Below are 23160 nucleotides of genomic sequence, written 5' to 3'. Positions count from 1 at the left end.
ATGTCAGAGCTGACCCTCACGGTCATGCGGCTGGGTTTCCTGGCCGTACTGTGGCTGTTCGTGATCGTGGCCGTGCAGGTCATCCGCAGCGACCTGTTCGGTACGCGTGTCACCCAGCGCGGCTCGCGCCGGGAGGCCGCGCGCCCGCAGCAGCAGGCCGCCCAGCGCCAGGCGCCCCCGCAGCAGCGCCAGCAGCCCGCCTCCGGCGGCCGCCGGGGCCGTAACGCCCCGACAAAGCTCGTCGTGTCCGAGGGCACCCTCACCGGCACGACCGTCGCGCTCCAGGGCCAGACCATCACGCTGGGCCGCGCCCACGACAGCACCATCGTGCTGGACGACGACTACGCCTCCAGCCGCCATGCCAGGATCTACCCGGACCGCGACGGCCAGTGGATCGTCGAGGACCTCGGCTCCACCAACGGCACGTACCTCGACCGGACGCGGCTGACGACTCCCACACCGATCCCGCTGGGCGCGCCGATCCGTATCGGCAAGACCGTCATCGAGCTGCGGAAGTAGTGCTACATCATGAGTGAGCGCGAGCGGAGCGAGCACGCGGCGGCGGCCGGCACCCCGGGCCCCGGCGCGCTCCCGACCGGAGGGTGGGCAGTGTGGCTCGACACGACCGGCTGTACCCGGGGCCGACGGGCGAGGTGCGCATGAGTCTGTCACTGCGCTTCGCCGCCGGATCGCACAAGGGGATGATCCGGGAGGGCAACGAGGACTCCGGTTACGCCGGTCCGCGCCTGCTCGCCATCGCCGACGGCATGGGCGGCGCCGCCGCCGGCGAGGTCGCCTCCTCCGAGGCCATCTCCACCATCGTCGCCCTCGACGACGACGTCCCCGGCTCCGACGTCCTCACCTCGCTCGGTACGGCCGTCCAGCGCGCCAACGACCAGTTGCGCTCCCTGGTCGAGGAGGACCCCCAGCTCGAAGGCATGGGCACGACCCTGACCGCCCTGCTGTGGACCGGCCAGCGGCTCGGCCTGGTGCACGTCGGCGACTCGCGCGCGTACCTGCTGCGCGACGGCCTGCTGACCCAGATCACCCAGGACCACACCTGGGTGCAGCGCCTGGTGGACGAAGGCCGGATCACCGAGGAAGAGGCCACCACCCACCCGCAGCGCTCCCTGCTGATGCGCGCGCTGGGCAGCGGCGAGCACGTCGAGCCCGACCTGTCGATCCGCGAGGTCCGGGCCGGCGACCGCTATCTGATCTGCTCCGACGGCCTGTCCGGCGTCGTCTCCCACCAGACGCTCGAGGACACCCTCGCCAGCTACCAGGGACCGCAGGAGACCGTGCAGGAGCTGATCCAGCTCGCGCTGCGCGGCGGCGGGCCCGACAACATCACCGTCATCGTCGCCGACGTCCTCGACCTGGACACCGGCGACACCCTGGCCGGACATCTGTCGGACACCCCGGTCGTGGTCGGCGCGGTCGCCGAGAACCAGAACCAGCTGCACGACAACGGCATCATGCAGACCCCGGCCGGCCGCGCCTCCGGCCTCGGCCGCCAGGGCCGCCACAGCCGCGGCCAGGGGCAGGGCGGCGGCGAGTTCGGCCCGCCCGGCTCCGGCAACGACATCACCGGCTTCATCCCCACCGACGGCTTCGGCGACTACACCGACGACGACTTCGTCAAGCCCCGCAAGAGCCGCCGCTGGCTGAAGAGATCCCTGTACGGCGGCCTCGCGCTCGCCGTCATCGGCGGCGGGCTCTACGGCGGCTGGCGCTGGACGCAGACGCAGTACTACGTCGGCGCCAAGGGCGAGCACGTCGCGCTGTACCGGGGCATCAGCCAGGACCTCGCGTGGGTCTCGCTCTCGAAGGTCGAGAAGGACCACCCCGAGATCGAACTCAAGTACCTCCCCGAGTACCAGCGCAAGCTGGTCGAGGCCACGATCGCCGAGGGCAACCTGTCCACGGCCAGCAAGAAGATCGACGAACTGGCCGTCCAGGCAGCCGCGTGCAAGAAGCAGGCGGCCTCGCCCGCCGCCCGTAGCAGCGCCAAGACGGGCGCGGCCAAGGGAACCACTCCCTCCTCCCTCACGTCCAAGGCGACACCGAGCCCTTCGGTGTCCGCGTCCCCGTCCGCATCCGCGACCGCCACTCCCAGCCCCGGCCCCAGCCTCTCGGAGGAAGAGAAGAAGGTCGTCTCGCTGTGCGGTAAGCAGTAGGCAAGCCGTGAGAGGCCCCGTCACACCATGAGCAGTACAACCAACTCGCCGACGCACCACACGTCCACGATCGGCTCCATCGGCACCCCGAGCCGGCGCAACACCGAGCTCGCGCTGCTGGTGTTCGCCGTCGTCATCCCGGTGTTCGCCTACGCCAACGTGGGCCTCGCGATCAACGAGCAGGTCCCGTCCGGGCTGCTCGCCTACGGCCTGGGCCTCGGCCTGCTGGCCGGAGTCGCCCACCTCGTGGTGCGCAGGTTCGCCCCGTACGCCGACCCGCTGCTGCTGCCCCTGGCGACCCTGCTGAACGGGCTCGGGCTGGTCGCCATCTGGCGGCTGGACCAGTCGAAGCTGCTCCAGCAGATCAAGCAGGCCGGTGGCGCCGCGCCACGGCAGCTGATGTACACGGCGCTCGGCATCGCCCTGTTCCTCGCCGTCATCATCTTCCTCAAGGACCACCGGGTCCTCCAGCGCTACACCTACATCTCCATGGTGGTCGCGCTGGTCCTGCTGCTGCTCCCGCTGGTCCCGGGCCTCGGCCTGAACGTCTACGGCGCCAAGATCTGGATCCAGATCGGCAGCTTCACCATCCAGCCCGGTGAGTTCGCGAAGATCGCCCTCGCGGTGTTCTTCGCCGGCTACCTCATGGTCAAACGCGACGCGCTCGCCCTGGCCAGCCGCCGCTTCCTCGGCCTGTACCTGCCGCGCGGCCGCGACCTCGGCCCGATCATCGTGGTCTGGGCGATCTCCATCCTGATCCTGGTCTTCGAGACCGACCTCGGCACCTCGCTGCTCTTCTTCGGCATGTTCGTGATCATGCTGTACGTCGCCACCGAGCGGACCAGCTGGATCGTCTTCGGTCTGCTGATGTCCTCGGTCGGCGCCGTCGGCGTGGCCAGCTTCGAACCGCACGTCCAGCAGCGCGTCCAGGCCTGGCTCGACCCGATGAAGGAGTACACGCTCTCCCGCCAGGACGTCGTCGGACACTCCGAGCAGGCCATGCAGGCGCTGTGGGCGTTCGGCTCCGGCGGCACCCTCGGCACCGGCTGGGGCCAGGGCCACTCCGAGCTGATCCGCTTCGCCGCCAACTCCGACTTCATCCTCGCCACCTTCGGCGAGGAGCTGGGCCTGGCCGGCGTCATGGCGCTGCTGCTGCTGTACGGCCTGATCGTGGAGCGCGGCGTGCGCACCGCCCTCGCCGCCCGCGACCCGTTCGGCAAGCTGCTCGCCATCGGCCTCTCCGGCGCCTTCGCCCTCCAGGTGTTCGTCGTCGCCGGCGGTGTGATGGGCCTCATCCCGCTCACCGGTATGACCATGCCGTTCCTGGCGTACGGCGGTTCCTCCGTCATCGCCAACTGGGCGCTGATCGGCATCCTGATCAGGATCAGCGACACCGCGCGCCGACCGGCCCCGGCCCCGACCTCCAACCCCGACGCCGAGATGACCCAGGTGGTCCGCCCGTCATGAACAAGCCCCTGCGCCGGATCGCGGTTTTCTGCGGACTGTTGGTCCTGACCCTGCTCATCCGCGTCAACTACCTGCAGTACGTCAAGGCCGACTCCCTCGCCGACGACAGCGAGAACCGCCGGGTCAACATCGAGCGCTACGCCACCCCGCGCGGCGACATCATCGTCGACGGCAAGGCCATCACCGGCTCGGTCGAGACCACCAGCGGCGACTACAGGTACAAGCGGACCTGGACGAACGGCGCCATGTGGGCGCCGGTGACCGGCTACTCCTCGCAGGCCTTCGGCGCCAACCAGCTGGAGAAGCTCGAGGACGACTTCCTGACCGGCACCGACGACCGGCTCTTCTTCCGCAACACGCTCGACATGCTCACGGGCAAGGAGAAGGCGGGCGGCAGCGTCGTCACCACCCTCAGCGGCGCCGCGCAGAAGGCCGCGTTCGAGGGCCTGGGCAACAAGAAGGGCGCCGTCGCCGCGATCGAGCCGTCCACCGGCAAGATCCTCGCGCTGGTCTCCACACCGTCGTACGACCCGTCGAAATTCGCCGGGACGTCCAAGTCCGACGCGGAGGCCTGGGCCGCGGTCCAGAAGTCGAAGAACCCCGACGACCCGACGCTCAACCGGGCGCTGCGCGAGACGTACCCGCCGGGTTCCACCTTCAAGGTGGTCACCGCGGCCGCCGCGCTGGAGAACGGCGTGGTCAAGGGCATCGACGACCCGACGGACGCCCCGGACCCCTACAAGCTCCCGCAGACGTCCACGCCGCTCACCAACGAGCACGGCGAGTGCGAGAACGCCAACCTGCGCTACGCGCTCATGGTGTCCTGCAACACCGTCTTCGCCAAGATGGCCCACGAGGTCGGCAACGAGAAGATGATCGAGCAGGCGGCCAAGTTCGGCTACAACAACAAGGAGCTGGACACCCCGGTCCGCGCCGCCCAGAGCGTGTACCCCGAGGACAACCAGCCGCAGAACGCCCTGGACGGCATCGGCCAGGCCTCCAACCGCGCCACCCCGCTGCAGATGGCCATGGTCGCCTCCGCGGTCGCCAACGACGGCAAGCTGATGAAGCCGTACATGGTCGACCAGCTCAAGGCGCCGGACCTGGACACCCTCACGACGACCCAGCCCGAGCAGCTCTCGCAGGCCGTGTCCCCGGAGACCGCGCAGAAGCTCCGCGACATGATGGAGACGGTCGTCAACGACCCGCAGGGCACCGGCGGCAAGGCGAAGATCCCCGGGGTGAAGGTCGGCGGCAAGACCGGCACGGCCCAGCACGGCCTCAACAACAGCGAGAAGCCGTACGCGTGGTTCATCTCCTACGCGAAGCTTCCCGACGGCAGCGCGCCGGTCGCGGTGGCGGTGGTCGTCGAGGACGGATCCGCCAACCGTGACGACATCACCGGCGGCGGTCTGGCCGGTCCGATCGCCAGGGACGTGATGAAAGCAGTCATCGACAGCAAGAAGTGACCCCGATCACGTCGCCTACGCATCGGTGCACGTTGCGATACCGGTCCTGTATCGGGTGACGGGCTTGGCCAGGTCACGCACCGCCGTCCGGGTACGGTATGCCCGGACGGCAGCCTTCGACCGCACACGTGTGCCGGTCGGGACCGACGGAGAGGGCTGGTAGGTAGCTATGGAAGAGCCGCGTCGCCTCGGCGGCCGGTACGAGCTGAGCCACGTGCTCGGCCGTGGTGGCATGGCCGAGGTATACCTCGCGCATGACACGCGCCTGGGCCGCACGGTGGCGGTGAAGACGCTGCGCGCCGACCTCGCGCGCGACCCTTCCTTCCAGGCCCGGTTCCGCCGGGAGGCCCAGTCGGCCGCCTCGCTCAACCATCCCGCGATCGTGGCGGTCTACGACACGGGCGAGGACTACATCGACAACGTGTCGATCCCGTACATCGTCATGGAGTACGTCGACGGCTCCACGCTCCGTGAGCTGCTCCACTCCGGCCGCAAGCTGCTGCCGGAGCGCGCCATGGAGATGACCATCGGCATCCTCCAGGGCCTGGAGTACGCCCACCGCAGCGGCATCGTGCACCGCGACATCAAGCCGGCGAACGTCATGCTGACGCGCAACGGCCAGGTCAAGGTGATGGACTTCGGCATCGCCCGCGCCATGGGCGACTCCGGCATGACGATGACGCAGACCGCGGCCGTGATCGGCACAGCCCAGTACCTCTCCCCGGAGCAGGCCAAGGGCGAGCAGGTCGACGCCCGCTCGGACCTGTACTCGACGGGTTGCCTGCTCTACGAGCTGTTGACGGTCCGCCCGCCGTTCGTGGGCGACTCCCCGGTGGCCGTGGCCTATCAGCACGTCCGCGAGGAGCCGCAGGCGCCCAGCGTCTTCGATCCCGAGATCACGGCCGAGATGGACGCGATCGTCCTGAAGGCCCTGGTCAAGGACCCAAACTACCGCTACCAGTCCGCCGACGAGATGCGCGCCGACATCGAGGCCTGCCTCGACGGCCAGCCGGTCGCGGCGACGGCGGCGATGGGCTCGGTCGGCTACGGCGGCTACCCGGACGACCAGGCCACCACGGCCATGCGCTCCGCGGACGCCGGCGCCACCTCGATGCTGCCCCCGATGAACCCGGACGACGGCGGCTTCGGCTATGACGACCGTCCCGCCCGGCGCAGGCAGAAGAAGTCCAACGCTTCGACGATCCTGCTGGTCGTCGCGGCGGCGCTGGTGCTGGTCGGCGCGGTCCTGATCGGCAAGTGGGTGGTCGACGGGGACGGCGCCGGGGACCAGCCGTTCAAGACCCCGAACTTCGTCGGCCAGACCCTGACGCAGTCCCAGACGATGGCGAAGAACGTCGAGCTGAAGCTGACGACGACCGAGAAGCCCTGCGAGAACCAGCCCAAGGGCAGCGTCTGCGAGCAGAATCCCGTGGCCGGCGCGAACGTCAACAAGGGCGACACGGTGAACCTCGTGGTCTCCACCGGCGCCCCGAAGGTGGCCGTGCCGAGTGTCCTCGGCAAGACCCTGGACGAGGCCAAGGCGGAGCTGGAGGACGACAAGTACCAGTTCGACGTCAAGACCAAGCAGGAGATCTCCACGGAGGAGCCTGGCACGGTTCTGAAGCAGGACCCGGTCCTCGGCTCCGAGGTGGAGAAGGGCACCAAGATCACCCTCACCATCGCCAAGGCGGAGGACAAGGCGACGGTGCCCGACGTGCTCGGCGCGTCCTGTGACGCAGCCAAGTCTCAGATGCAGCAGAACAACCTGGTCGGCAACTGCGTCGAGGTCGACACCCAGGACCCCAACCAGGTCGGCAAGGTCATCCAGACCGACCCGCAGGCCAACTCCAAGCTGTCCAAGGGATCGACGGTCCAGATCCAGGTCGGCAAGAGCACCCAGGTCCAGGTGCCCAACCTGCAGAACCAGAAGCTGAAGGACGCCAGGAAGGCCCTGGAGGACCTCGGGCTGAGCGTCGGCAACGTCAACGGGGCGAACGACGACAACGCGATCGTCGTCGGCACCGACCCCGGCGCGGGAACCACCGTCAACAAGGGCACCCCGGTCAACCTGTTCACCATCGGCGGCAACGGCGGCGGCGGTGGGAACGGCGACAACGGCAACGGGGACAACGGCGGGATCTCCTTCTTCGGCGGCAACAACGGCTAGCCGTCCGCCGTCCGCCGCGACATGACGCAGGGCCCTGCCGGATCACCTCCGGCAGGGCCCTGCGTCATGTCCCCGGCGCCGTCCCGAGGAGTTCCTCCGGTCAGCGCAGTTCCGCGGGCGGCGTGCGGTCCGCGTCGACCTTCTCGACCCGTTCCAGCTCGCCCCACACCACGTACCGGTAGCGGCTCGTGTAGACCGGCGTGCAGGTCGTCAGGGTGATGTACTTGCCGGCCTTCTTCTTCCCCGACTCCTCGGGGACCGCGCCGAGGACCTCGACGTTGTACTTCGACGTCTCGGGGAGCACGCCGTACACCTTGTAGACGTACCAGTTGTCCCGCGTCTCGAAGACGATCGGGTCGCCCACGTCGAGCTTGTCGATGTTGTGGAACTTGGCGCCGTGGCCGTCGCGGTGGGCGGCCAGGGAGAAGTTGCCGTTCTTGCCGGTCATCGGGAGCGCGGCCTTGACGGGGTCGGTGTAGTAGCCGGCCACCCCGTCGTTGAGGATCTTCGAGGAGGTGCCCTTCTCGACCAGCACCTCGCCGTTGTTCATGGCCGGCACGTGCAGGAAGCCGATGCCCTCACCGGTGTCGAGGGCGCCGGGGCCGGTGTCCGGCCGGGCCCAGGTGTCGCGGACCTTGTCGCCCTGCCGGTCCGCCTTGCGGTCGGCGAGGACGTTCGTCCACCACAGCGAGTAGACGACGAAAAGGCCGAGCACCAGCCCGGCCGTGATGAGGAGTTCGCCGAAGACGCTGACCGCCAGGGCGATCCGGCCGCGACCACGACGCCGAGGCGCGCGCGGTGACGCGGTCGCGCCGGTGTGCTCTTCGTGCCCGGTGTCCTCGGTGGTCGCTGCCACGTTCATCTGCCCCTACTGGATGAGCGCATCCGGCTTGCCCTTGCTGCGCGGCCGTTCCTCGACCATCTTGCCCCAGACGATCAGCCGGTACTTGCTGGTGAACTCCGGCGTGCATGTCGTGAGGGTGATGTAGCGTCCCGGGCCGGTGAATCCGGAGTCCGGCGGGACGGGTTCGAGGACGCTCACGTTGCTCGGCGGGGTCACCGGCAGCGACGACGTCATCTTGTAGACGAAGTAGTCGTTCTGCGTCTCGACGACGATCGCGTCGCCCGGCTGCAGCCTGTTGATGTAGCGGAAGGGTTCGCCGTGGGTGTTGCGGTGGCCCGCGAGCCCGAAGTTGCCGGTCTTGGCGTCGGGCATGGCCGTCTTCAGGGCGTCCTCGCCGTAGTGGCCGACCATGCCCTTGTCGAGCACCTTCTTGTTGCTGATGCCCTCGGCGATCGGCACCACGACGTCCAGCCTGGGGATGTGCAGGATGGCGAAGCCCTGTCCCGGCGAGAAGGTCCCCGGGTTGCGCTTGCCGTTCGCCCAGTCGTCCTGGAGGCTGCTCGCCGCCCGGTCCGCCTGTGCGTGCGCGCGCACGTTCGTCCACCACAGCTGGTAGGTGACGAACAGCAGCATCAGCACGCCGCCGGTGATGAACACCTCGCCGATCGCCCGGCTGGCGAGCACGGCGGCGCTGGGCTTGCGCGCCCGTGCCTGACGGCGGGCCTCCACCCGGGAGAGCGGCCGCTCCGGCCGGGCCGCCTGACGCGCGCCGTGCCGGGCCCCGTCCCGGGCTCCCTTGCCTTCTCCGTCCCGCCCCGCCGGTCCGGCCGTTGCGACCGGTGCCGCAGCGCCGCCGTGGCGGCCGTGGCGGGCCTTGGCAGCCTTTCTGCGGGCCGCGCGGCCGCCCGCAGGGGTTCCGGGGGGCGGAGCGGCGGTCGGGCCCGCAGACGCGGACGAGGAGTCGCCACCGAACCCGGGGCCCGACGGCCGCGGGATGCGCAGCGCCACCGTCTCATCGTCCAGGGGAGGCACGTACGGCGATCCGCTCCCGTACAGCTCCTCGCGCTCGGGGCGCAGCGCGGTCACGCCGTGGCCCTGCCCACCACCGGGGCGAGCCCCGCCGACCTCGTCACCGCGCCCTGGTCCCCGCACTCCACCAGCCAGTTGGCCAGCATCCGGTGCCCGTGCTCGGTGAGCACCGACTCGGGGTGGAACTGGACGCCCTCGACGGGCAGTTCACGGTGGCGCAGGCCCATGACGATCCCGTCCCGCGTACGGGCGGTGACCTCCAGCTCGGCCGGCACGGTCGCCGGCTCGGCCGCCAGGGAGTGGTAGCGGGTCGCCGTGAACGGCGTCGGCAGGCCCGCGAAGACGCCCTTGCCGTTGTGCTCGACCAGCGAGGTCTTGCCGTGCAGCAGCTCGGGCGCGCGGTCCACCACCCCGCCGTACGCCACCTGCATCGACTGCATGCCCAGGCAGACGCCGAAGACGGGCACGCCGGTCGTCGCGCAGTGGCGCACCATGTCGACGCAGACGCCGGCCTGCTCCGGGGCGCCGGGGCCCGGGGAGAGCAGGACGCCGTCGAAGCCGTCCTGGGCGTGTGCCGTCGACACCTCGTCGTTGCGCAGGACCTCGCACTGCGCGCCCAGCTGGTACAGGTACTGGACCAGGTTGAAGACGAAGCTGTCGTAGTTGTCCACGACGAGGATGCGCGCGCTCACTGATTGTCCACCGTCACATCGTTGAAGGGAAGCAGCGGTTCGGCCCACGGAAAGACGTACTGGAACAGGACGTAGACGACGGCCAGAATCAGCACGATCGAGATCAGCGCCCTGATCAACGCGTTTCCCGGCAGATGCCGCCAGATCCAGCCGTACATGCCGTCCCTTCCGTCGCACCACGGCACCAGACTCACGCCGTACCTCACCAGACTAGCGGCGCAGAGCCTCGGGTTCGCCTGCCTCCACGGGCTGTGTGGAGTCGAGGTGCGCCCAGACGATCAGCCGGTGACTGTGCCCCCACTCGGGGTCGCACGTCGTCAACGTCAGATAGCGTCCGGGGCGCGTATACCCGGACTTACGTGGCACAGGGTCGATCACCTCGACGTCCGTGGGAACGGTTTTGTAGGGCCCCCGGTCGATCCGGTACGTGAACCAGGTCGCGCCGTCGGTCAGGACGACCGCGTCCCCCCGTCTGAGCTCGGGAAAGTCCTTGAAAGGGTCGCCGTAGGTACGGCGGTGGCCCGCGACGGAGAAGTTCCCCGGCTGTCCGAGCCCCGCGGTGCCCGCGTAGTGGCCCAGCCCCTTCTTCAGGGTGCTCGTCGTGGTGCCTTCGAGCACCGGCTTGTTCCACGTGAAACCAAGCCGCGGGATGTACATGATCGCGAAAGCCTTGCCGGCACGGTACGGGGCAGGCTGCGCGGGGGCAGTGGTGGCACGGGAGTTCGCAGGGGCACGCGGAGTCACGGTGACTGCCGGGGCAGCGTCCGCACCGGACGGATCCGCGCCGGTGCCGGACGGATTCGCCGGCTGCTGGTGGGCCCACTGCTCCCGGAGTTCCTCGATCTGGCCGTCCATGACGCGGTCGGCCTTCACGCCCGTCCAGAAGACCACGTACACGACGAAGAGGAGGATCACGGCGCCGACGGTGACGCACAGTTCGCTGACGGTCCGGACGATCACGCGCACCGGCGGCTCCCGTAGGACGCTGCTCCGGCCGGCCCGGCCCCTGCGGCGTTCCGGCTACTCCACTGGCTTCGCGTAGTGCAGGTCCACTGTGCCCGAGTAGCCGGGCAGAGTCACCGGTCCGTCCTCGGTGACTTTCCAGCCGAGGCCGTAGACGTTGACGTACACCATGTAGTTCTGGATGGTCGGGGAGTCCGCGAGCGCCTGCTGAAGCTTGTCGGGGTCCCCGACGGCCTGGATCTTGTAGGGCGGGGAGTAGACGCGGCCCTGGAGGATCAGGGTGTTGCCCACGCAGCGCACCGCGCTGGTGGAGATCAGCCGCTGGTCCATGACCTTGATGCCCTGGGCGCCGCCCTTCCAGAGGGCGTTCACCACGGCCTGGAGGTCCTGCTGGTGAATGACGAGGTAGTCGGGCTGCGGCTCGGGATAGCCGGGGAGCTTGGCGGTGGCGTTCGGCGGGGCGTCGTTGAGGGTGACCGTGACCGCCTCGCCCTTGACCTTCTGGGTGCCCGCCTGGTCCTCCAGCCGGGCCAGATTCTCGTCCTCGGCCGTGGTCCGGCCGTCGTCCGCCTCGGCCAGCGAGTCGACGTCCTCGCGCAGGGTCGCGTTGGACTCGTCCAGCTCGCCGTTCTTGCGGCTGCGCTCCTGGATGAGGTCGGACAGCTTCAGCAGCGAGGTGTCCGTGCGGATGTCGGTGCCCTTGGCGGTGTTGAAGCTCGTGAAGAAGAGGAGTCCGGCGAGGGCGAAGACGCCTGCCGTGAGGACCCGTACCGGCCGGAAACGGGAGCGACGGACGGGGGCGGAACCCGTTGGACCCGTCCTGGGGGAGTCGGCAGAATTGCTCAACGTACCCTTATCTCCTTCGGCGCCGTAGAAGCACTACGCTAACGGACGCCCGGGGGAGCACTCAGAGTCCCCTTGTACGCTGCCCCGAGCCCGACCCAGTACCCTGCGCGGCCACGCAGCGCATCGACAGGAGAGACCCTCGTGCCGAAGTCACGTATCCGCAAGAAGGCCGACTACACGCCGCCGCCCGCGAAGCAGACGGCCGCGATCAAGCTGAACAGCCGTGCCTGGGTCGCGCCGGTGATGCTGGCGATGTTCCTCATCGGGCTGGCCTGGATCGTCGTGTTCTACGTGACCGACGGCTCGCTGCCCATCGACCAGCTGGGCAACTGGAACATCGTGGTCGGCTTCGGCTTCATCGCCGCCGGCTTCGGCGTCTCCACCCAGTGGAAGTAGGCCCGGGAGCGGCCTTCCGGGCACCTCTGCCCACGGCTGTTCGCTGAGTTATCCACAGCTCCGGGAGATTTCCACACCTCGCCTGGGGAAAAGAAAGACGATCTGTGGATAACCCGTCGAGGGTTGACGCCGGTACGACTGACACACCGGCCTCGGCAGCACTGTTCGCCCCCTGCCTGACCTGCGCAAATGCTGGGTCGGTGACAGGGGGCACAGTTGTTCACACACACTGTGCACAAGATCGGCCACACTGTGGAAACAGAGCGCTCAGGTGAGCTGGCTGGTCCTCACCAGGGTCATCACGACGACCGCGGCCAGTACCAGCGCACAGGTGCCGAACTGCACCAGGGCACGGCGCTCGCGGGGTGCGTGCACCATGCCGTAGCCGATGACGACGCCGGCGACCAGGCCGCCGATGTGGGCCTGCCAGGCGATGTTGCCCCAGCCGAAGGTGAAGATCAGGTTGATCACCAGCAGGGCGATGATCGGCCGCATGTCGTAGCGCATCCGGCGCATCAGGACGGCGGTGGCGCCGAAGAGGCCGAAGATGGCGCCGGACGCTCCGAGTGACGCCTGGTTCGGTGCCGCGATCAGATAGGTCAGGGCGCTGCCGGCCAGACCCGAGATCAGGTAGAGCGCCAGATAGCGCACCCTGCCGAGCGCTGCTTCGAGGGGGCCGCCGAGCCACCACAGGCTCATCATGTTGAACGCGATGTGCCAGATCGCCTCGTGCGCGAACATCGAGGTGAACAGCAGATACCACTGTCCCTCGGCGACGCCGTCCACCGGCGTGAACGGAGCCGGCGGCCACTGGCCGATCAGGACCAGCTTGTCCAGGAACGACGGACGGACCTGGCCTACGAGGAAGACCGCGAGATTGATCCCGACGAGGATCTTGGTCAACAGCCGGGGATCGGCCGCGACCGCGCCGCCGGCCAGGGTGCGGGGCTGGTTCGCCGCCGGCGCGTGCCCCGTGCCCGATCCTCCCCGCACGCACTCCGGGCACTGGAAGCCGACGGAGGCGCTGACCATGCACTCGGGGCAGATGGGGCGCTCGCACCGGGTGCAGCGCACGCCGGTCTCACGGTCCGCGTGGCGGTAGCAGACGGGCAGCGCGCTGTGGGCGTCGCCGTCCTGCCGGCTGCCCGGCGCCTGATCCATGGGGTCCCCCAACGTCATCGTGTGCGAAACGCGGTGTGCGGAGCGTCGTACGCAGGGCTTTGCCCCGCCCATCCTTACGGACGAGCGGGGCAAATGGTTCCCGCGACGGCCTCCGAGAAGCGCGGCGCGCGTCCTGCCGTCAGCGCTTCTCGATGACGACGGTCTCGATGACGACGTCGTTGAGCGGGCGGTCGGTGCGCGGGTTGGTCTGGGCGCCCACGATCGTGTCGACGACCTTCTGGCTGGCCGGGTCGCTGACCTCGCCGAAGATGCTGTGCTTGCGGTTCAGCCAGGCCGTCGGCGAGACGGTGATGAAGAACTGGGAGCCGTTCGTGCCCGGGCCGGCGTTGGCCATGGCCAGCAGGTACGGCTTGTCGAAGCGCAGGTCCGGGTGGAACTCGTCCTCGAACTGGTAACCGGGGCCGCCGGTGCCGTTGCCCAGCGGGTCACCGCCCTGGATCATGAACCCGCTGATCACCCGGTGGAAGACCGTGCCGTCGTACAGCCTGTCCGTGGACTTCTCGCCCGTGGCGGGGTGGGTCCACTCGCGGCCGCCGGTGGCGAGGTCGACGAAGTTCTTGACCGTCTTGGGGGCATGGTCCGGGAAGAGCCGGACCACGATGTCACCCTGGTTGGTCTTCAGGGTGGCGTACAGCTGCTCGGCCACGATCTGCCTTCCGTTGCTTCCTGTGATCCCCCCCGATCCTCGCATCCTCGCACGGGCCGGGGTCTACGTCGCCCGACGTCCCTCTCGCGTCGGGAAAGGGTCGCTTCCGGTACGGAATTGCGCCCGAGTCGGCCGGGACGGGAGCGGGCGACGCCGATCCGTGGCATTGTCGACGAGAAGCTCCCGTTGTCCCGTATTCACCCCGTCTTGTTCACCCGTTCTTGTATCCGATCAAGAAAACTCGGGACGTTCGGCACTCGTCTGCCCGTCCGGGCGTGCCTCGGCGGCTGTCGGCAGGCATGATCCGGAAAAGGGTGGAAAGTCGAATTACCGTACGCCACCGAGGAGGAGGAACCCGTGACCCGCATCGACAGCGTGCGCGCCGCGACCGGCTCGGCGAAGGACAGCGTGCTGCACGCCGCGGAAGTGGTGGCGCCTTACGCCGACACGGCCAAGGAGAGGGCCGCGCTCTATGCGCATGAGGCCCGCGTACGGCTCGCGCCCAAGGTGTCGCAGGCCGCAGAACAGGCCCGCGTTCAGTACGACGCCCTTGTTGCGCCCCGCCTTGACCAGGCGTGGGCGTACGTCCCGCCGAAGGTCGACAAGGCCGCTCATGAAGCGGCGCTCCGTACGCGCCTTGCCGCCCGGCAGGCCGCCGACTACTCCCGGCCGAAGATCGAACAGGCGGTAGCCGCGGCCGGGCCCGTGAAGGACGAAGCAACCTCCCGAAGCGTCGCCGCGCTGGCCGCCCTACGCGGTCAGGTGACGCCGAAGGAGATCGAGAAGTTGACGCGCAAGCACCGGCGCCGCTCCCGGGCGGGCAAGCTGGCCAAGGCCCTGGCCGTGGCCGGCGTCGTGGCCGGAGGCACCTTCGCCGTCTGGAAGTGGTGGGACAAGCAGGCCAACCCCGACTGGCTGGTCGAGCCCCCCGCCGCCACCGAGGTCCCCGCCGCAGGCGGTCTGTCCTCGATCGACGGCACCGACCCAGCCGCCTTGGACCCCGAGGTCCAGGCCAAGGAAGCCGAGGAGGAGGCTGCGCACCGCGAGGACCGCAGCTGAGCGTTTCACGTGAAACAACCGGTTTCACGTGAAACAACCGAGGAAGCCCCTCCGCCGGTGGATCGCCGACGGAGGGGCTTCTTCGGTCACACAGCGGGACGCGGGCCGGTCACCCGATGACGTCTCGTCAACACCTCGCGCCCGGGCGTCGATCAGGTCAGCCGGCCCATCGGGAGTCGAGCGCGATGGTCTGCAGGCGGTCGAGCGTGAGCGGGGGCTGCGGCCGCGTCACCGGGCCGCCCTCGACGTAGGAGTTCACCTCCTGGACGATGACCCGGCGGCCGTCGGGGTGGAGGGTGTCGACCAGCCACACCACGGCGGAGCCACCCTTCTCGGACGCCCGCTTGGCCCGCTTCACCTTGGTGCCGTCGGCGAGGGTCAGGGCCTGGCACTCGATGTACTGGCCCTCGCAGCCCATGCGCCCGTCGAGGACGTCGCCCATGTCGGTCTGGGAGTTCACCCCGATCATGCTCTTTCCACGGCCGTCGTCCCAGACCACTGCGGCATAGCCTTCCTGGCTCTGCGTGTCGGAGATCTTGCCGCCCTTGGGCAGCAGGGACTTCAGCACCCGCATCATCTGGCGGCCGGACAGCGACGTCCCCGAGTCGGAGAGCGGGGTGGACGGGGCGGAGACGCCGGCCTTGCCCCCTTCGGTCCGCAGTCCGGAGGCGGAGGCCTGCGCCGTCGAACCCAGACCGAGGGCCAGGACGAGGCCGGCGGCGACGGCCATGCCGCGGACCGGGCGACGGCTGGCGGAGGTGTTCCTGTTCATGTCGTGGCTTCCTTCTCTGATCCGAACGCGGGTGGTCTCTGCGTCGTGGGGCGTCGGGTGGCGCGAGGCGCCGAACACCGCCCGGGCACAGAGCTGTCCCGGTACACAGGCGCAGGGTGGTCGTCGTCGTACTGCCGGCGAGGAGCTCGTGCCGCCTCGGCCGGTGCGACGTCCACAGATTCCAGGACGCCCGGGGCCCCCGGCAACAGCTGCCGCCCCACCCGGGACGGTGGAACCATCCCACCCCTGCCGACCTGCGGAAACAGACAACCCTGGGATGCCGTCCTGGGATGCGCAGACGCCGGCGGCGCTCATCGAGCCCAATAAAGAAGAGCCCTCCTTCCCTGTGTTTCCACAGGGAAGGAGGGCTCTGGAGATTGTGGAGCCTAGGGGAGTCGAACCCCTGACATCTGCCATGCAAAGACAGCGCTCTACCAACTGAGCTAAGGCCCCGGAACAGAAGCGTCCGACCGGAAAGACCTCTCACCGGTGGGCGCCGCTGACCAGAGTACCGGGTCACCCCCCGTATCCCGCAAAAAGATTGGGGGTCCCCACGGATGACCACTCTCCGTAAGATGCTCGGCGTGGTTCGCTACAGCGAACCGCCGTTTTTTGGGGAAGCGATGGGGAGACGCACATGGACGCCGCACAGCAGGAAGCCACCGCAAGAGCGCGGGAACTGCAGCGGAACTGGTACGGGGAGCCGCTGGGGGCGCTCTTCCGTAAGCTCATCGACGATCTTGGTCTCAACCAGGCTCGTCTCGCGGGGGTGCTGGGACTGTCCGCGCCGATGCTGTCGCAGCTGATGAGCGGCCAGCGGGCGAAGATCGGCAACCCGGCGGTCGTGCAACGGGTCCAGCTGCTGCAGGAGTTGGCCGCCCAGGTCGCGGACGGCAGCGTCAGCGCCGCCGAGGCCACCGACCGCATGGACGAGATCAAGAGGTCGCAAGGGGGATCGGTACTCAACAACACCACGCACACGACGAGCGGTTCGGGGGCGCCCACGGTCAAGCGGGTCGTCCGCGAGATCCAGTCGCTGCTGCGCTCGGTGGCCGCCGCCGGCGACATCATCGATGCCGCCGACAGCCTCGCCACCACCCACCCGGAACTGGCAGAGTTCCTCCGGGTGTACGGGGCCGGCCGCACCTCGGACGCGGTCTCGCACTACCAGTCCCACCAGAGCTGAGCCGCGCCCCGGCGGCCGAAGGGGGTTCGGCGACCGGGCGTGACACAGCGCGGGGACCGCGAAGCGGACGGGGGACCGCTGCACGGGGGAAGCACCAGGCGGTACGGGGGATCGCCGCACGGGGGAAGAGAAAGACAGTACGGGGGCTGTCGCACGGGGGAGTGACAGACAGCACGGGGGACTGCCGTACGGGGTCGCGAGAAGTACCGCACAGCACGGGGGTCCCGGAAGGGTTCCGCTCATCACGGGGGTGGCGAGCGGGTAACAAGGGGGAAACCGCAGGGGGAGGAGCGACGCACTGCCATGGGTGAGGTCTTCGCCGGACGGTACGAACTCGCGGATCCGATCGGCCGCGGAGGTGTCGGCGCGGTCTGGCGCGCCTGGGACCACCGCCGCCGCCGTTACGTGGCCGCCAAGGTCCTCCAACAGCGCGACGCCCACGCTCTGCTGCGTTTCGTCCGCGAGCAGGCCCTGCGCATCGATCACCCGCATGTCCTCGCGCCGGCCAGCTGGGCCGCCGACGACGACAAAGTCCTGTTCACCATGGACCTGGTCGCCGGCGGTTCGCTGGTCCACCTCATCGGCGACTACGGCCCGCTGCCGCCCGCGTTCGTGTGCACCCTGCTCGACCAGCTACTGTCCGGCCTCTCCGCCGTCCACGCCGAGGGCGTCGTGCACCGTGACATCAAGCCCGCCAACATTCTGCTGGAAGCCACCGGCACCGCTCGCCCGCGGCTGCGGCTGTCCGACTTCGGCATCGCGATGCGGCTGGGCGAACCGCGTCTGACCGAGACCAACCTCGTGGTGGGAACGCCCGGTTACCTCGCGCCGGAACAGATGCTCGGCTCCGAACCCGACTTCCCCGCCGACCTGTTCGCCGTAGGCCTGGTCGCGCTGTATCTCCTCCAGGGCGCCAAGCCGGACGCGAAGGCCCTCGTCCAGTACTTCGCGGAGCATGGAACTCCCGCCGCTCCCAAGGGCGTTCCGGAGCCACTGTGGCAGGTGGTGGCCATGCTGCTGCAACCCGACCCCCGAGCCCGCTTCCGCACCGCCACGGGAGCGCGCAAGGCCCTGGCCGAGGCCGTCGAGCTGCTGCCCGAACCCGGACCGGACGACGAACAGATCGAGATATTCGACCAACTCGGGCCGCTCCCGGACGCGTTCGGCCCTGAGGGCCCTCTGAAGCCGGCCTCGGGCATCACGGTGACACCGCGGGCGTTCGAGCGCACACCCTCCTGGCAGGACACAGGAAGGCGCAGCGACGGCACCTCGGCCAACGGCGTGGAACCAGCGCCGCCGACTCCGCGACGCGACCCCGACGCCACACCGGACGACCCCCGCGGACCGGCCGGAGCGACGCCGCCGCCCACCGCGCCGGACGACGTCTCCCCCGGCGCGACTTCCGCCTCGTCCGCACCTTCTGTTCCGCCAGTTCCACCCGTTCGATCTGATCCGTCCGCTTCAGACGGGTACTCCATGTCGGACACCGGCAGCTTCCACCTGCCGCCGCCGCAGCTCACGGCCGGCCCTTCCTCGACACCGTCGGCGCCACCCGCCTCGGCTCCCGCTCCGGTGTCCCCGTACGACCCCACGTTCGCGCTGTCCGCCCGTACGCCCGCGTCCGACCAGCACCAGCACGCTGACACCTCCACCGCCTCCTACACCGCCCAGGGCGCCCAGGCACAGCCTGGCCCCCTGCCCAGCGGCCAGGTGACCCCCGTGCCCCTGATGTCCGCGACGGGCACGCGGCCCGCCGACCGGGGTCACCGCGCTCACCGTCGTGCCCGTGCCGCGCGCCGCCCCGGACCGCCTCTCAAGGTCGCCGTCCCCGTCCTGCTGCTGGCCCTGGCCTGCTACGCCGTGGGGTTCTGGGCGCTGGCGCGGATCTGAGCGGAGGCACGCCGCCGGGCCGTGACCGTCCACACGCCGAGCCCGACCAGCAGCGCGCTGCCCGTGCCGATGCCGCCGAAGGCCACCGCCCTCATCGCGGCGCCGCCGCCTCCGTCACCCGTGCCGCCGACGCCTCCCGGCCCTGCGGCCTCGTCCCCCGAGCCGACGTCGAAGAAGCCGCGCGGCACGGACTGCCCCGCGTAGCCGGGCCCGGGCTGCGCGGTACCGCCCACCCGCACGCGCAGCAGCAACCCGTAGGGACCGTCGCCGAAGCGTTCGCCGACCGCCGCGGCCAGGTGCACCTCCAGGTAGTAGAAGCCGGCGAAGCGCAGACTCTTCTCCGGAGCGGCGGGGGCGTACCGGTTGACGTATCTGACCGGTGGGAGGGGGCTCAGGGAGGTCGACTTCTGGGTGCCGCCGTATCCGACACCGGTCTCGGCGACCTTGGAGCGCACCGGGTTGTAAAGGGTCATCTCCAGGGCAGGCGCCACGAAGCCGGTGTCCTTCTCGGCGTTGCCCAGCTCCGCCTCGGCGTACAACTGCTGCCCCCAGTCGAGGGGCACCTTGTAGTAGAGGGTCTCGCCGGGCGTGATGTCGTCCCGCCACACCCCCTGTCCCACGGCCGTCGCCCGGGTGAAGCCGGCGCCCCCGGCACGGCGGGCCGCCTCGCCGGTGACGGGCGCGGGGGTGGCGGAGTTCCAGACTTCGGGGACCGCGGTGGAGACGGGCCGCCCCAGGGACGGTTCGGAGACGGGGGCGAGTTCCAGTTCCCAGGGCAGGTCGGGCGTCCCCCGCCCGTCGGTGCGCTCGACGACCACGTAGTACGTCCCGGCCTCTTGGCACAGCCCCTTGCCGACGAGGATCTCGCGGGCGCCCCAGGCCGTGATCGGCCGGGCACTCTTGGCCGCACCGATGGTCACGGACTCCGAGGAACAGTTGACGCCGTCCGCGTCCTGGACCGCGACCCTGATCCCGTCGCCGATGGCGAGCGCGGCGCCGGGGCGGGGGACGGCGGTGACGGGGACGTAGGCGTTCGACGCGCCGTCGAGTTCGAGGCGGTAGTAGGCCTTGCCCGGTCCCGTGTAGGAGCTCCGGTACGTCGTGCCGGGCCTCAGCGGTACGGCGTCGACGGTGCCGGTCGCGGCAGGGACCTCACGGGCGTCGGCGTCGAAGGCGTAGGAGGAGGTGTCCGCCACGGCGACCGCCCCCGGAAGCCCGAGCGAGGACACGCCGGCCGTCACCGTGAGGGCGAGGCACCGCAGCCAGGCACGCCGTACCCCGAGCCGCCTCACCCCGGGAGCCCCCCTGGTCCCGCTCGTCCCTCTCGATTCCGTCTGCCGTGTCCCACCCCGGCCCATCACACGCCCCCTAGCCCCGCCGACATCCGCCCTGCCCCAGGCTTCTGGCCCTTTTAACCCCTCCCGGCGTCCTCCGCAACACGGGAACACAAAACCCCGACCGCGAGACGCGGCCGGGGTCTGCTCGGTTTCCGGTGTCGGAACTCACGAACCCGTGGGCACGGAGTCAGTCGCCTCCGTCCACAGATCCTGCTCGGCGCGATCCGCCTGGATCTGGCGGTACACGAGGAGCCCGCCGATGGCGGCCAGTGCGACCAGGAGAAGCTTCTTCACCGCGCTACCTCGTCTTTCCTTGACGTTGGGGACCTCTGGCGCCCGACTATACACACCGACCGATACCGATCGGTGACCTACGTCGGCTCCTCAACTCCCGCCCTCGACAGCGCATTAGCGAGCGCGGAGGGAAGCGGATCACACCCTCGGCTCGGAGGGTGATCGGATCTCCACAGACGGTGATTGCACCGTCTTTCTTGTCTTTTCAGTTCTTTTCTCACGTCTTGCGCCCATACGAGTGGTGTTCATCGGAACATCGCCTCGTCGCGAGCGTCGGTCCACCACTTCGATCCCCCCATACACATGATGAGCAATGTACGCAAATCGCCCAACCCGAAAGTGAGGGGACATGCGCGAGAACCGAGTCATGAAGCTGTGGGCCGCCGTCGTCAGCGCCTTCCTCGCGCTGTGCACGGCGCTCGGCTTCGCCACGACGACCGCCACGCCGGCAGTAGCGCAGACCGAGCCGACCCGCAACAGCGACGAGACCGAAGGGGCCGTACGCGCGAACGTGAGCGTGCCGCAGGCGACTCCACGGCCCTGGCTCCCCGCGATGTCCCTACCGCCCACGATGAAGCAGCGCATCCGGGCCGAGGCGCACGGCAAGTCCCCCAACTGCCGCCACATCCCCCTCCCGGAGGACGAGCAGCCCGCCGAGCACACCGAGGCCGCCTGCGACCCCGAGGAGCCCCCGCCGTCCCTCAGCAAACTGGTCCCGCTGCAGCGCTGATCCTCCTGCTCCACCCCCTGATCCTCCTGCTCCACCCTGATCCTCCTGCTCCACTCTGATCCTTCTCTGCTTCACCCCTCACGACCGACCACCCCTGACGGCGAACGCGCGTACACCGCAGACACCGGGCCCGGCAGCTCCCCAGGAGCCACCGGGCCGCCGTCGCGCCCACAGCCGGGCACACCGGAAGCAGGGTCCCTCACTCGCGGTGAAATGACGTCGGCCGGGAACCATCCCAGCCGTATTGACGTGCAGGTATGGGGAGTTGCCGGGGCACAGCCCCGCACCCGGACCCGACCGCACAGGCCGACGGATGAAGACGAGTACGGACCACATGGACGCGATCCACGATGACGTGGCGGAGTTCGCGCTGCTGCTGACGCGGCTGAAGGAGCGCACAGACCGCAGCTACGCGGCGCTGGCCCGCCGGCTGGACATGAACGCCTCCACGCTGCACCGCTACTGCGCCGGCGAGGCGGTCCCCCTGGACTTCACCGGGATCGAGCGGTTCGCCGCGCTCTGCGGGGCCTCAGCCCAGGAACGCGTGGAGTTGCACCGCCGTTGGATCCTGGCGGTCGCGGCACGGCAGCGGTCCCGCCCCTCCACCGCCCGACCGGCGCCGAAGCCCCATGACACGGCCCCGGGCTCCTCCGAGGGCGGCAGCAGCAGAGCGGACGAGGCACCGACAGACCCGATCCCGGAGCCTGAGCCGGCCCCACCGGTCATCTCAGGGCCGGATCCGGCCTCACCGACCCCGCCGCTCCCGGCACGGACGTCATCGGCCGCCAAGCGGCCCCCTGCCCGGCGCGAGCGACGACGCTCCGTGCGATCGACGGCCCTGACGGCCGTACTCGCCGTCGCGCTCGCCGGCGGCCTCACCGCATCCGCTGCCGAACGCCCTGCCGGCCACGACAGACCGTCCGCGTCCGCCCCCACCACGCCCGCACCCCCAGCACCGGCCAGAGCGGGCGGCGACCCGCGATCCGCCGCCGCCGGCCCCCCTTCCGCCACGGGCGCGCAGTCGCCCCCCGCCCCCACCACATCCGCACCCGCCACCCCCGACCCGTCGACGCCGGCCACCACCGGCCCGAGCAGCCCTCATGAGACGCGGCCAAGCGCCGACGAGGCCCCACCGCAGGTCCCGCTCACCTGGACGGCCGACGCCCAGCTCTGGCAGAGCGAATGCGACCACCAATACGTCATCGCCAAGCCACCGCGGCAGGTCCCACCGCCGCCTGCCCCGACGGACGCCGCGGTGTGGGCCGCGTCCCAGGAAGCGGTGCACGGACGCACCACCGATCTGCGGATCTCGGTGCAGGGGCGCGGTTCCGCCGCCGTCGTCCTGAAGGCACTGCGTGTGCGCATGGCCCACCGCACCACCCCCGCGGACCGCCGGGGCATCGCCTACTCCACGTACGAGGGCTGCGGCGCCATCCTCATCCCCCGCTACTTCCACGTCGACCTCGACGCGCAACGCCCCCTGGCCCGTCCGATGCCCGGCAACGATCCGGAAAGGCCCTCCCCCGCGATCGACTTCCCCTACCGGGTGTCCCTGCGGCAGCCGGAGGTCCTGCTCCTCTCCGCGCGCACCGTGTCCTGCACCTGCGACTGGTACCTCGAACTCGACTGGTCCTCCCAGGGCCGCACCGGCACGGTCCGCATCGACGACCACGGCCGCCCGTTCCGCACCACCAGCGTCGAGGACCTGCCCCACTACTGGTACCGCAACCCCCACGGCTGGATCCCCATGACCACAGCCGACGACAAGTCGGAAACCGGACACTGAGAAACGCAAAGACCCCGAACCGATGGTCCGGGGGGTCTCTGTGCTGGTTCACGGAGATCCGGTGCCCGACCGCTGCTGTTCGTGCTTGTTGGTGTCAGCCGCTGGTGTCAGCCGCCGCACGTGACCTTGACAAGAACGGCCCCGCGGCCAGGAGCTCGGACCACCTCACGATGCCCTGCCAAAGCCTCTTCCACCCGCCGCCGAGAGCCTGGAACGGCCCGAGGGCCC

The 23160-nt window shown here is 69.8% G+C and carries 22 protein-coding genes and 1 tRNA gene; 11 read left to right on the top strand and 12 right to left on the bottom strand.

Going from position 1 to position 23160, the window contains the following annotated elements; translation table 11 throughout:
- The 5 genes from ACFYXA_RS25430 to pknB all read left to right on the top strand — a co-directional run bounded on the left by ACFYXA_RS25430 (position 1) and on the right by pknB (position 7280).
- Complete coding sequence (locus ACFYXA_RS25430; RefSeq protein ID WP_130439085.1) at positions 1-519, top strand: FHA domain-containing protein; 519 nt, start codon at positions 1-3, stop codon at positions 517-519.
- Between the two features lie 140 nt (positions 520-659).
- Positions 660-2177 carry a Stp1/IreP family PP2C-type Ser/Thr phosphatase gene (locus ACFYXA_RS25425; protein WP_389036672.1) on the top strand — a complete coding sequence of 506 codons (1518 nt, stop codon included), beginning with the start codon at positions 660-662 and terminating at the stop codon, positions 2175-2177.
- Positions 2178-2204: 27 nt separating this feature from the next.
- Positions 2205-3644, top strand: coding sequence for an FtsW/RodA/SpoVE family cell cycle protein (locus tag ACFYXA_RS25420; protein ID WP_351089909.1), 1440 nt, complete (start codon positions 2205-2207; stop codon positions 3642-3644).
- Positions 3641-5113, top strand: coding sequence for a penicillin-binding transpeptidase domain-containing protein (locus ACFYXA_RS25415; RefSeq protein ID WP_352244572.1), 1473 nt, complete (start codon positions 3641-3643; stop codon positions 5111-5113). The genes ACFYXA_RS25420 and ACFYXA_RS25415 overlap by 4 nt, the downstream gene beginning before the upstream one ends.
- Positions 5114-5282: 169 nt before the next feature.
- The gene (pknB, locus tag ACFYXA_RS25410) at positions 5283-7280 is read left to right on the top strand and encodes a Stk1 family PASTA domain-containing Ser/Thr kinase (RefSeq protein WP_389036667.1); all 1998 of its coding nucleotides are present in this window, start codon (positions 5283-5285) and stop codon (positions 7278-7280) included.
- 100 nt (positions 7281-7380) lie between these two features.
- Here the strand turns inward: pknB and ACFYXA_RS25405 are convergent, their stop codons facing one another.
- From ACFYXA_RS25405 to ACFYXA_RS25380, 6 genes are read right to left on the bottom strand one after another with little or no spacing between them, the layout of a single operon-like run.
- The gene (locus tag ACFYXA_RS25405; protein WP_389036664.1) at positions 7381-8142 is read right to left on the bottom strand and encodes a class E sortase; all 762 of its coding nucleotides are present in this window, start codon (positions 8140-8142) and stop codon (positions 7381-7383) included.
- 6 nt (positions 8143-8148) lie between these two features.
- Positions 8149-9288, bottom strand: a complete 1140-nt coding sequence (locus ACFYXA_RS25400; protein WP_389037167.1) for a class E sortase — start codon at positions 9286-9288, stop codon at positions 8149-8151.
- Positions 9207-9845, bottom strand: coding sequence for an aminodeoxychorismate/anthranilate synthase component II (locus tag ACFYXA_RS25395; protein WP_130439097.1), 639 nt, complete (start codon positions 9843-9845; stop codon positions 9207-9209). Before ACFYXA_RS25395 ends, ACFYXA_RS25400 begins: the two co-directional genes overlap by 82 nt.
- Entirely contained in the window at positions 9842-10039 is a 198-nt protein-coding gene (locus ACFYXA_RS25390; RefSeq protein WP_207228764.1) for a hypothetical protein, read from the bottom strand. The genes ACFYXA_RS25395 and ACFYXA_RS25390 overlap by 4 nt, the downstream gene beginning before the upstream one ends.
- 16 nt (positions 10040-10055) lie before the next feature.
- Entirely contained in the window at positions 10056-10811 is a 756-nt protein-coding gene (locus ACFYXA_RS25385; protein WP_389036661.1) for a class E sortase, read from the bottom strand.
- 54 nt (positions 10812-10865) lie between these two features.
- Positions 10866-11654 carry a DUF881 domain-containing protein gene (locus ACFYXA_RS25380; protein WP_352244568.1) on the bottom strand — a complete coding sequence of 263 codons (789 nt, stop codon included), beginning with the start codon at positions 11652-11654 and terminating at the stop codon, positions 10866-10868.
- A 141-nt stretch (positions 11655-11795) separates the two neighbouring features.
- Here ACFYXA_RS25380 and crgA point away from each other — a divergent pair, with 141 nt between their 5' ends.
- Complete coding sequence (crgA, locus tag ACFYXA_RS25375) at positions 11796-12050, top strand: cell division protein CrgA (RefSeq protein WP_351089888.1); 255 nt, start codon at positions 11796-11798, stop codon at positions 12048-12050.
- Positions 12051-12317: 267 nt separating this feature from the next.
- Here the strand turns inward: crgA and ACFYXA_RS25370 are convergent, their stop codons facing one another.
- Complete coding sequence (locus tag ACFYXA_RS25370) at positions 12318-13211, bottom strand: rhomboid family intramembrane serine protease (protein WP_389036656.1); 894 nt, start codon at positions 13209-13211, stop codon at positions 12318-12320.
- Between the two features lie 139 nt (positions 13212-13350).
- Positions 13351-13878 carry a peptidylprolyl isomerase gene (locus tag ACFYXA_RS25365; RefSeq protein ID WP_130439109.1) on the bottom strand — a complete coding sequence of 176 codons (528 nt, stop codon included), beginning with the start codon at positions 13876-13878 and terminating at the stop codon, positions 13351-13353.
- 357 nt (positions 13879-14235) lie between these two features.
- On the opposite strand from ACFYXA_RS25365, the gene ACFYXA_RS25360 reads away from it, so the two are divergent.
- Positions 14236-14937: a DUF5324 family protein gene (locus tag ACFYXA_RS25360; RefSeq protein WP_389036651.1), complete on the top strand. Its 702-nt coding sequence runs from the start codon at positions 14236-14238 to the stop codon at positions 14935-14937.
- 157 nt (positions 14938-15094) lie between these two features.
- Here ACFYXA_RS25360 and ACFYXA_RS25355 read toward each other — a convergent pair whose 3' ends face one another.
- A complete protein-coding gene (locus ACFYXA_RS25355) occupies positions 15095-15709 on the bottom strand; it encodes a hypothetical protein (protein ID WP_389036648.1) in 615 nt (204 codons plus the stop codon).
- Between the two features lie 380 nt (positions 15710-16089).
- A tRNA-Ala gene (locus ACFYXA_RS25350) sits at positions 16090-16162 on the bottom strand.
- Between the two features lie 184 nt (positions 16163-16346).
- Here ACFYXA_RS25350 and ACFYXA_RS25345 point away from each other — a divergent pair.
- Together ACFYXA_RS25345 and ACFYXA_RS25340 are read left to right on the top strand one after the other, a co-directional pair.
- Positions 16347-16895: a DNA-binding protein gene (locus ACFYXA_RS25345; RefSeq protein WP_130439115.1), complete on the top strand. Its 549-nt coding sequence runs from the start codon at positions 16347-16349 to the stop codon at positions 16893-16895.
- A 303-nt stretch (positions 16896-17198) separates the two neighbouring features.
- A complete protein-coding gene (locus ACFYXA_RS25340) occupies positions 17199-18785 on the top strand; it encodes a serine/threonine-protein kinase (RefSeq protein WP_389036643.1) in 1587 nt (528 codons plus the stop codon).
- Here the strand turns inward: ACFYXA_RS25340 and ACFYXA_RS25335 are convergent.
- Together ACFYXA_RS25335 and ACFYXA_RS25330 are read right to left on the bottom strand one after the other, a co-directional pair.
- A complete protein-coding gene (locus ACFYXA_RS25335) occupies positions 18749-20077 on the bottom strand; it encodes a hypothetical protein (protein WP_389036640.1) in 1329 nt (442 codons plus the stop codon). The two genes, ACFYXA_RS25340 and ACFYXA_RS25335, sit on opposite strands and share 37 nt — an antisense overlap.
- Positions 20078-20287: 210 nt before the next feature.
- A complete protein-coding gene (locus ACFYXA_RS25330) occupies positions 20288-20416 on the bottom strand; it encodes a DLW-39 family protein (RefSeq protein ID WP_003999697.1) in 129 nt (42 codons plus the stop codon).
- Between the two features lie 349 nt (positions 20417-20765).
- On the opposite strand from ACFYXA_RS25330, the gene ACFYXA_RS25325 reads away from it, so the two are divergent.
- Positions 20766-21146: a DUF6344 domain-containing protein gene (locus ACFYXA_RS25325; RefSeq protein WP_351089866.1), complete on the top strand. Its 381-nt coding sequence runs from the start codon at positions 20766-20768 to the stop codon at positions 21144-21146.
- Between the two features lie 313 nt (positions 21147-21459).
- A complete protein-coding gene (locus ACFYXA_RS25320; protein ID WP_389036636.1) occupies positions 21460-22932 on the top strand; it encodes a helix-turn-helix domain-containing protein in 1473 nt (490 codons plus the stop codon).
- The last annotated feature ends 228 nt before the right edge of the window (positions 22933-23160 follow it).

This window comes from Streptomyces sp. NPDC002566 (genome assembly GCF_042889585.1).
Taxonomy (GTDB): Bacteria; Actinomycetota; Actinomycetes; order Streptomycetales; family Streptomycetaceae; genus Streptomyces.
This window is presented reverse-complemented; position numbering and strand designations above follow the sequence as displayed.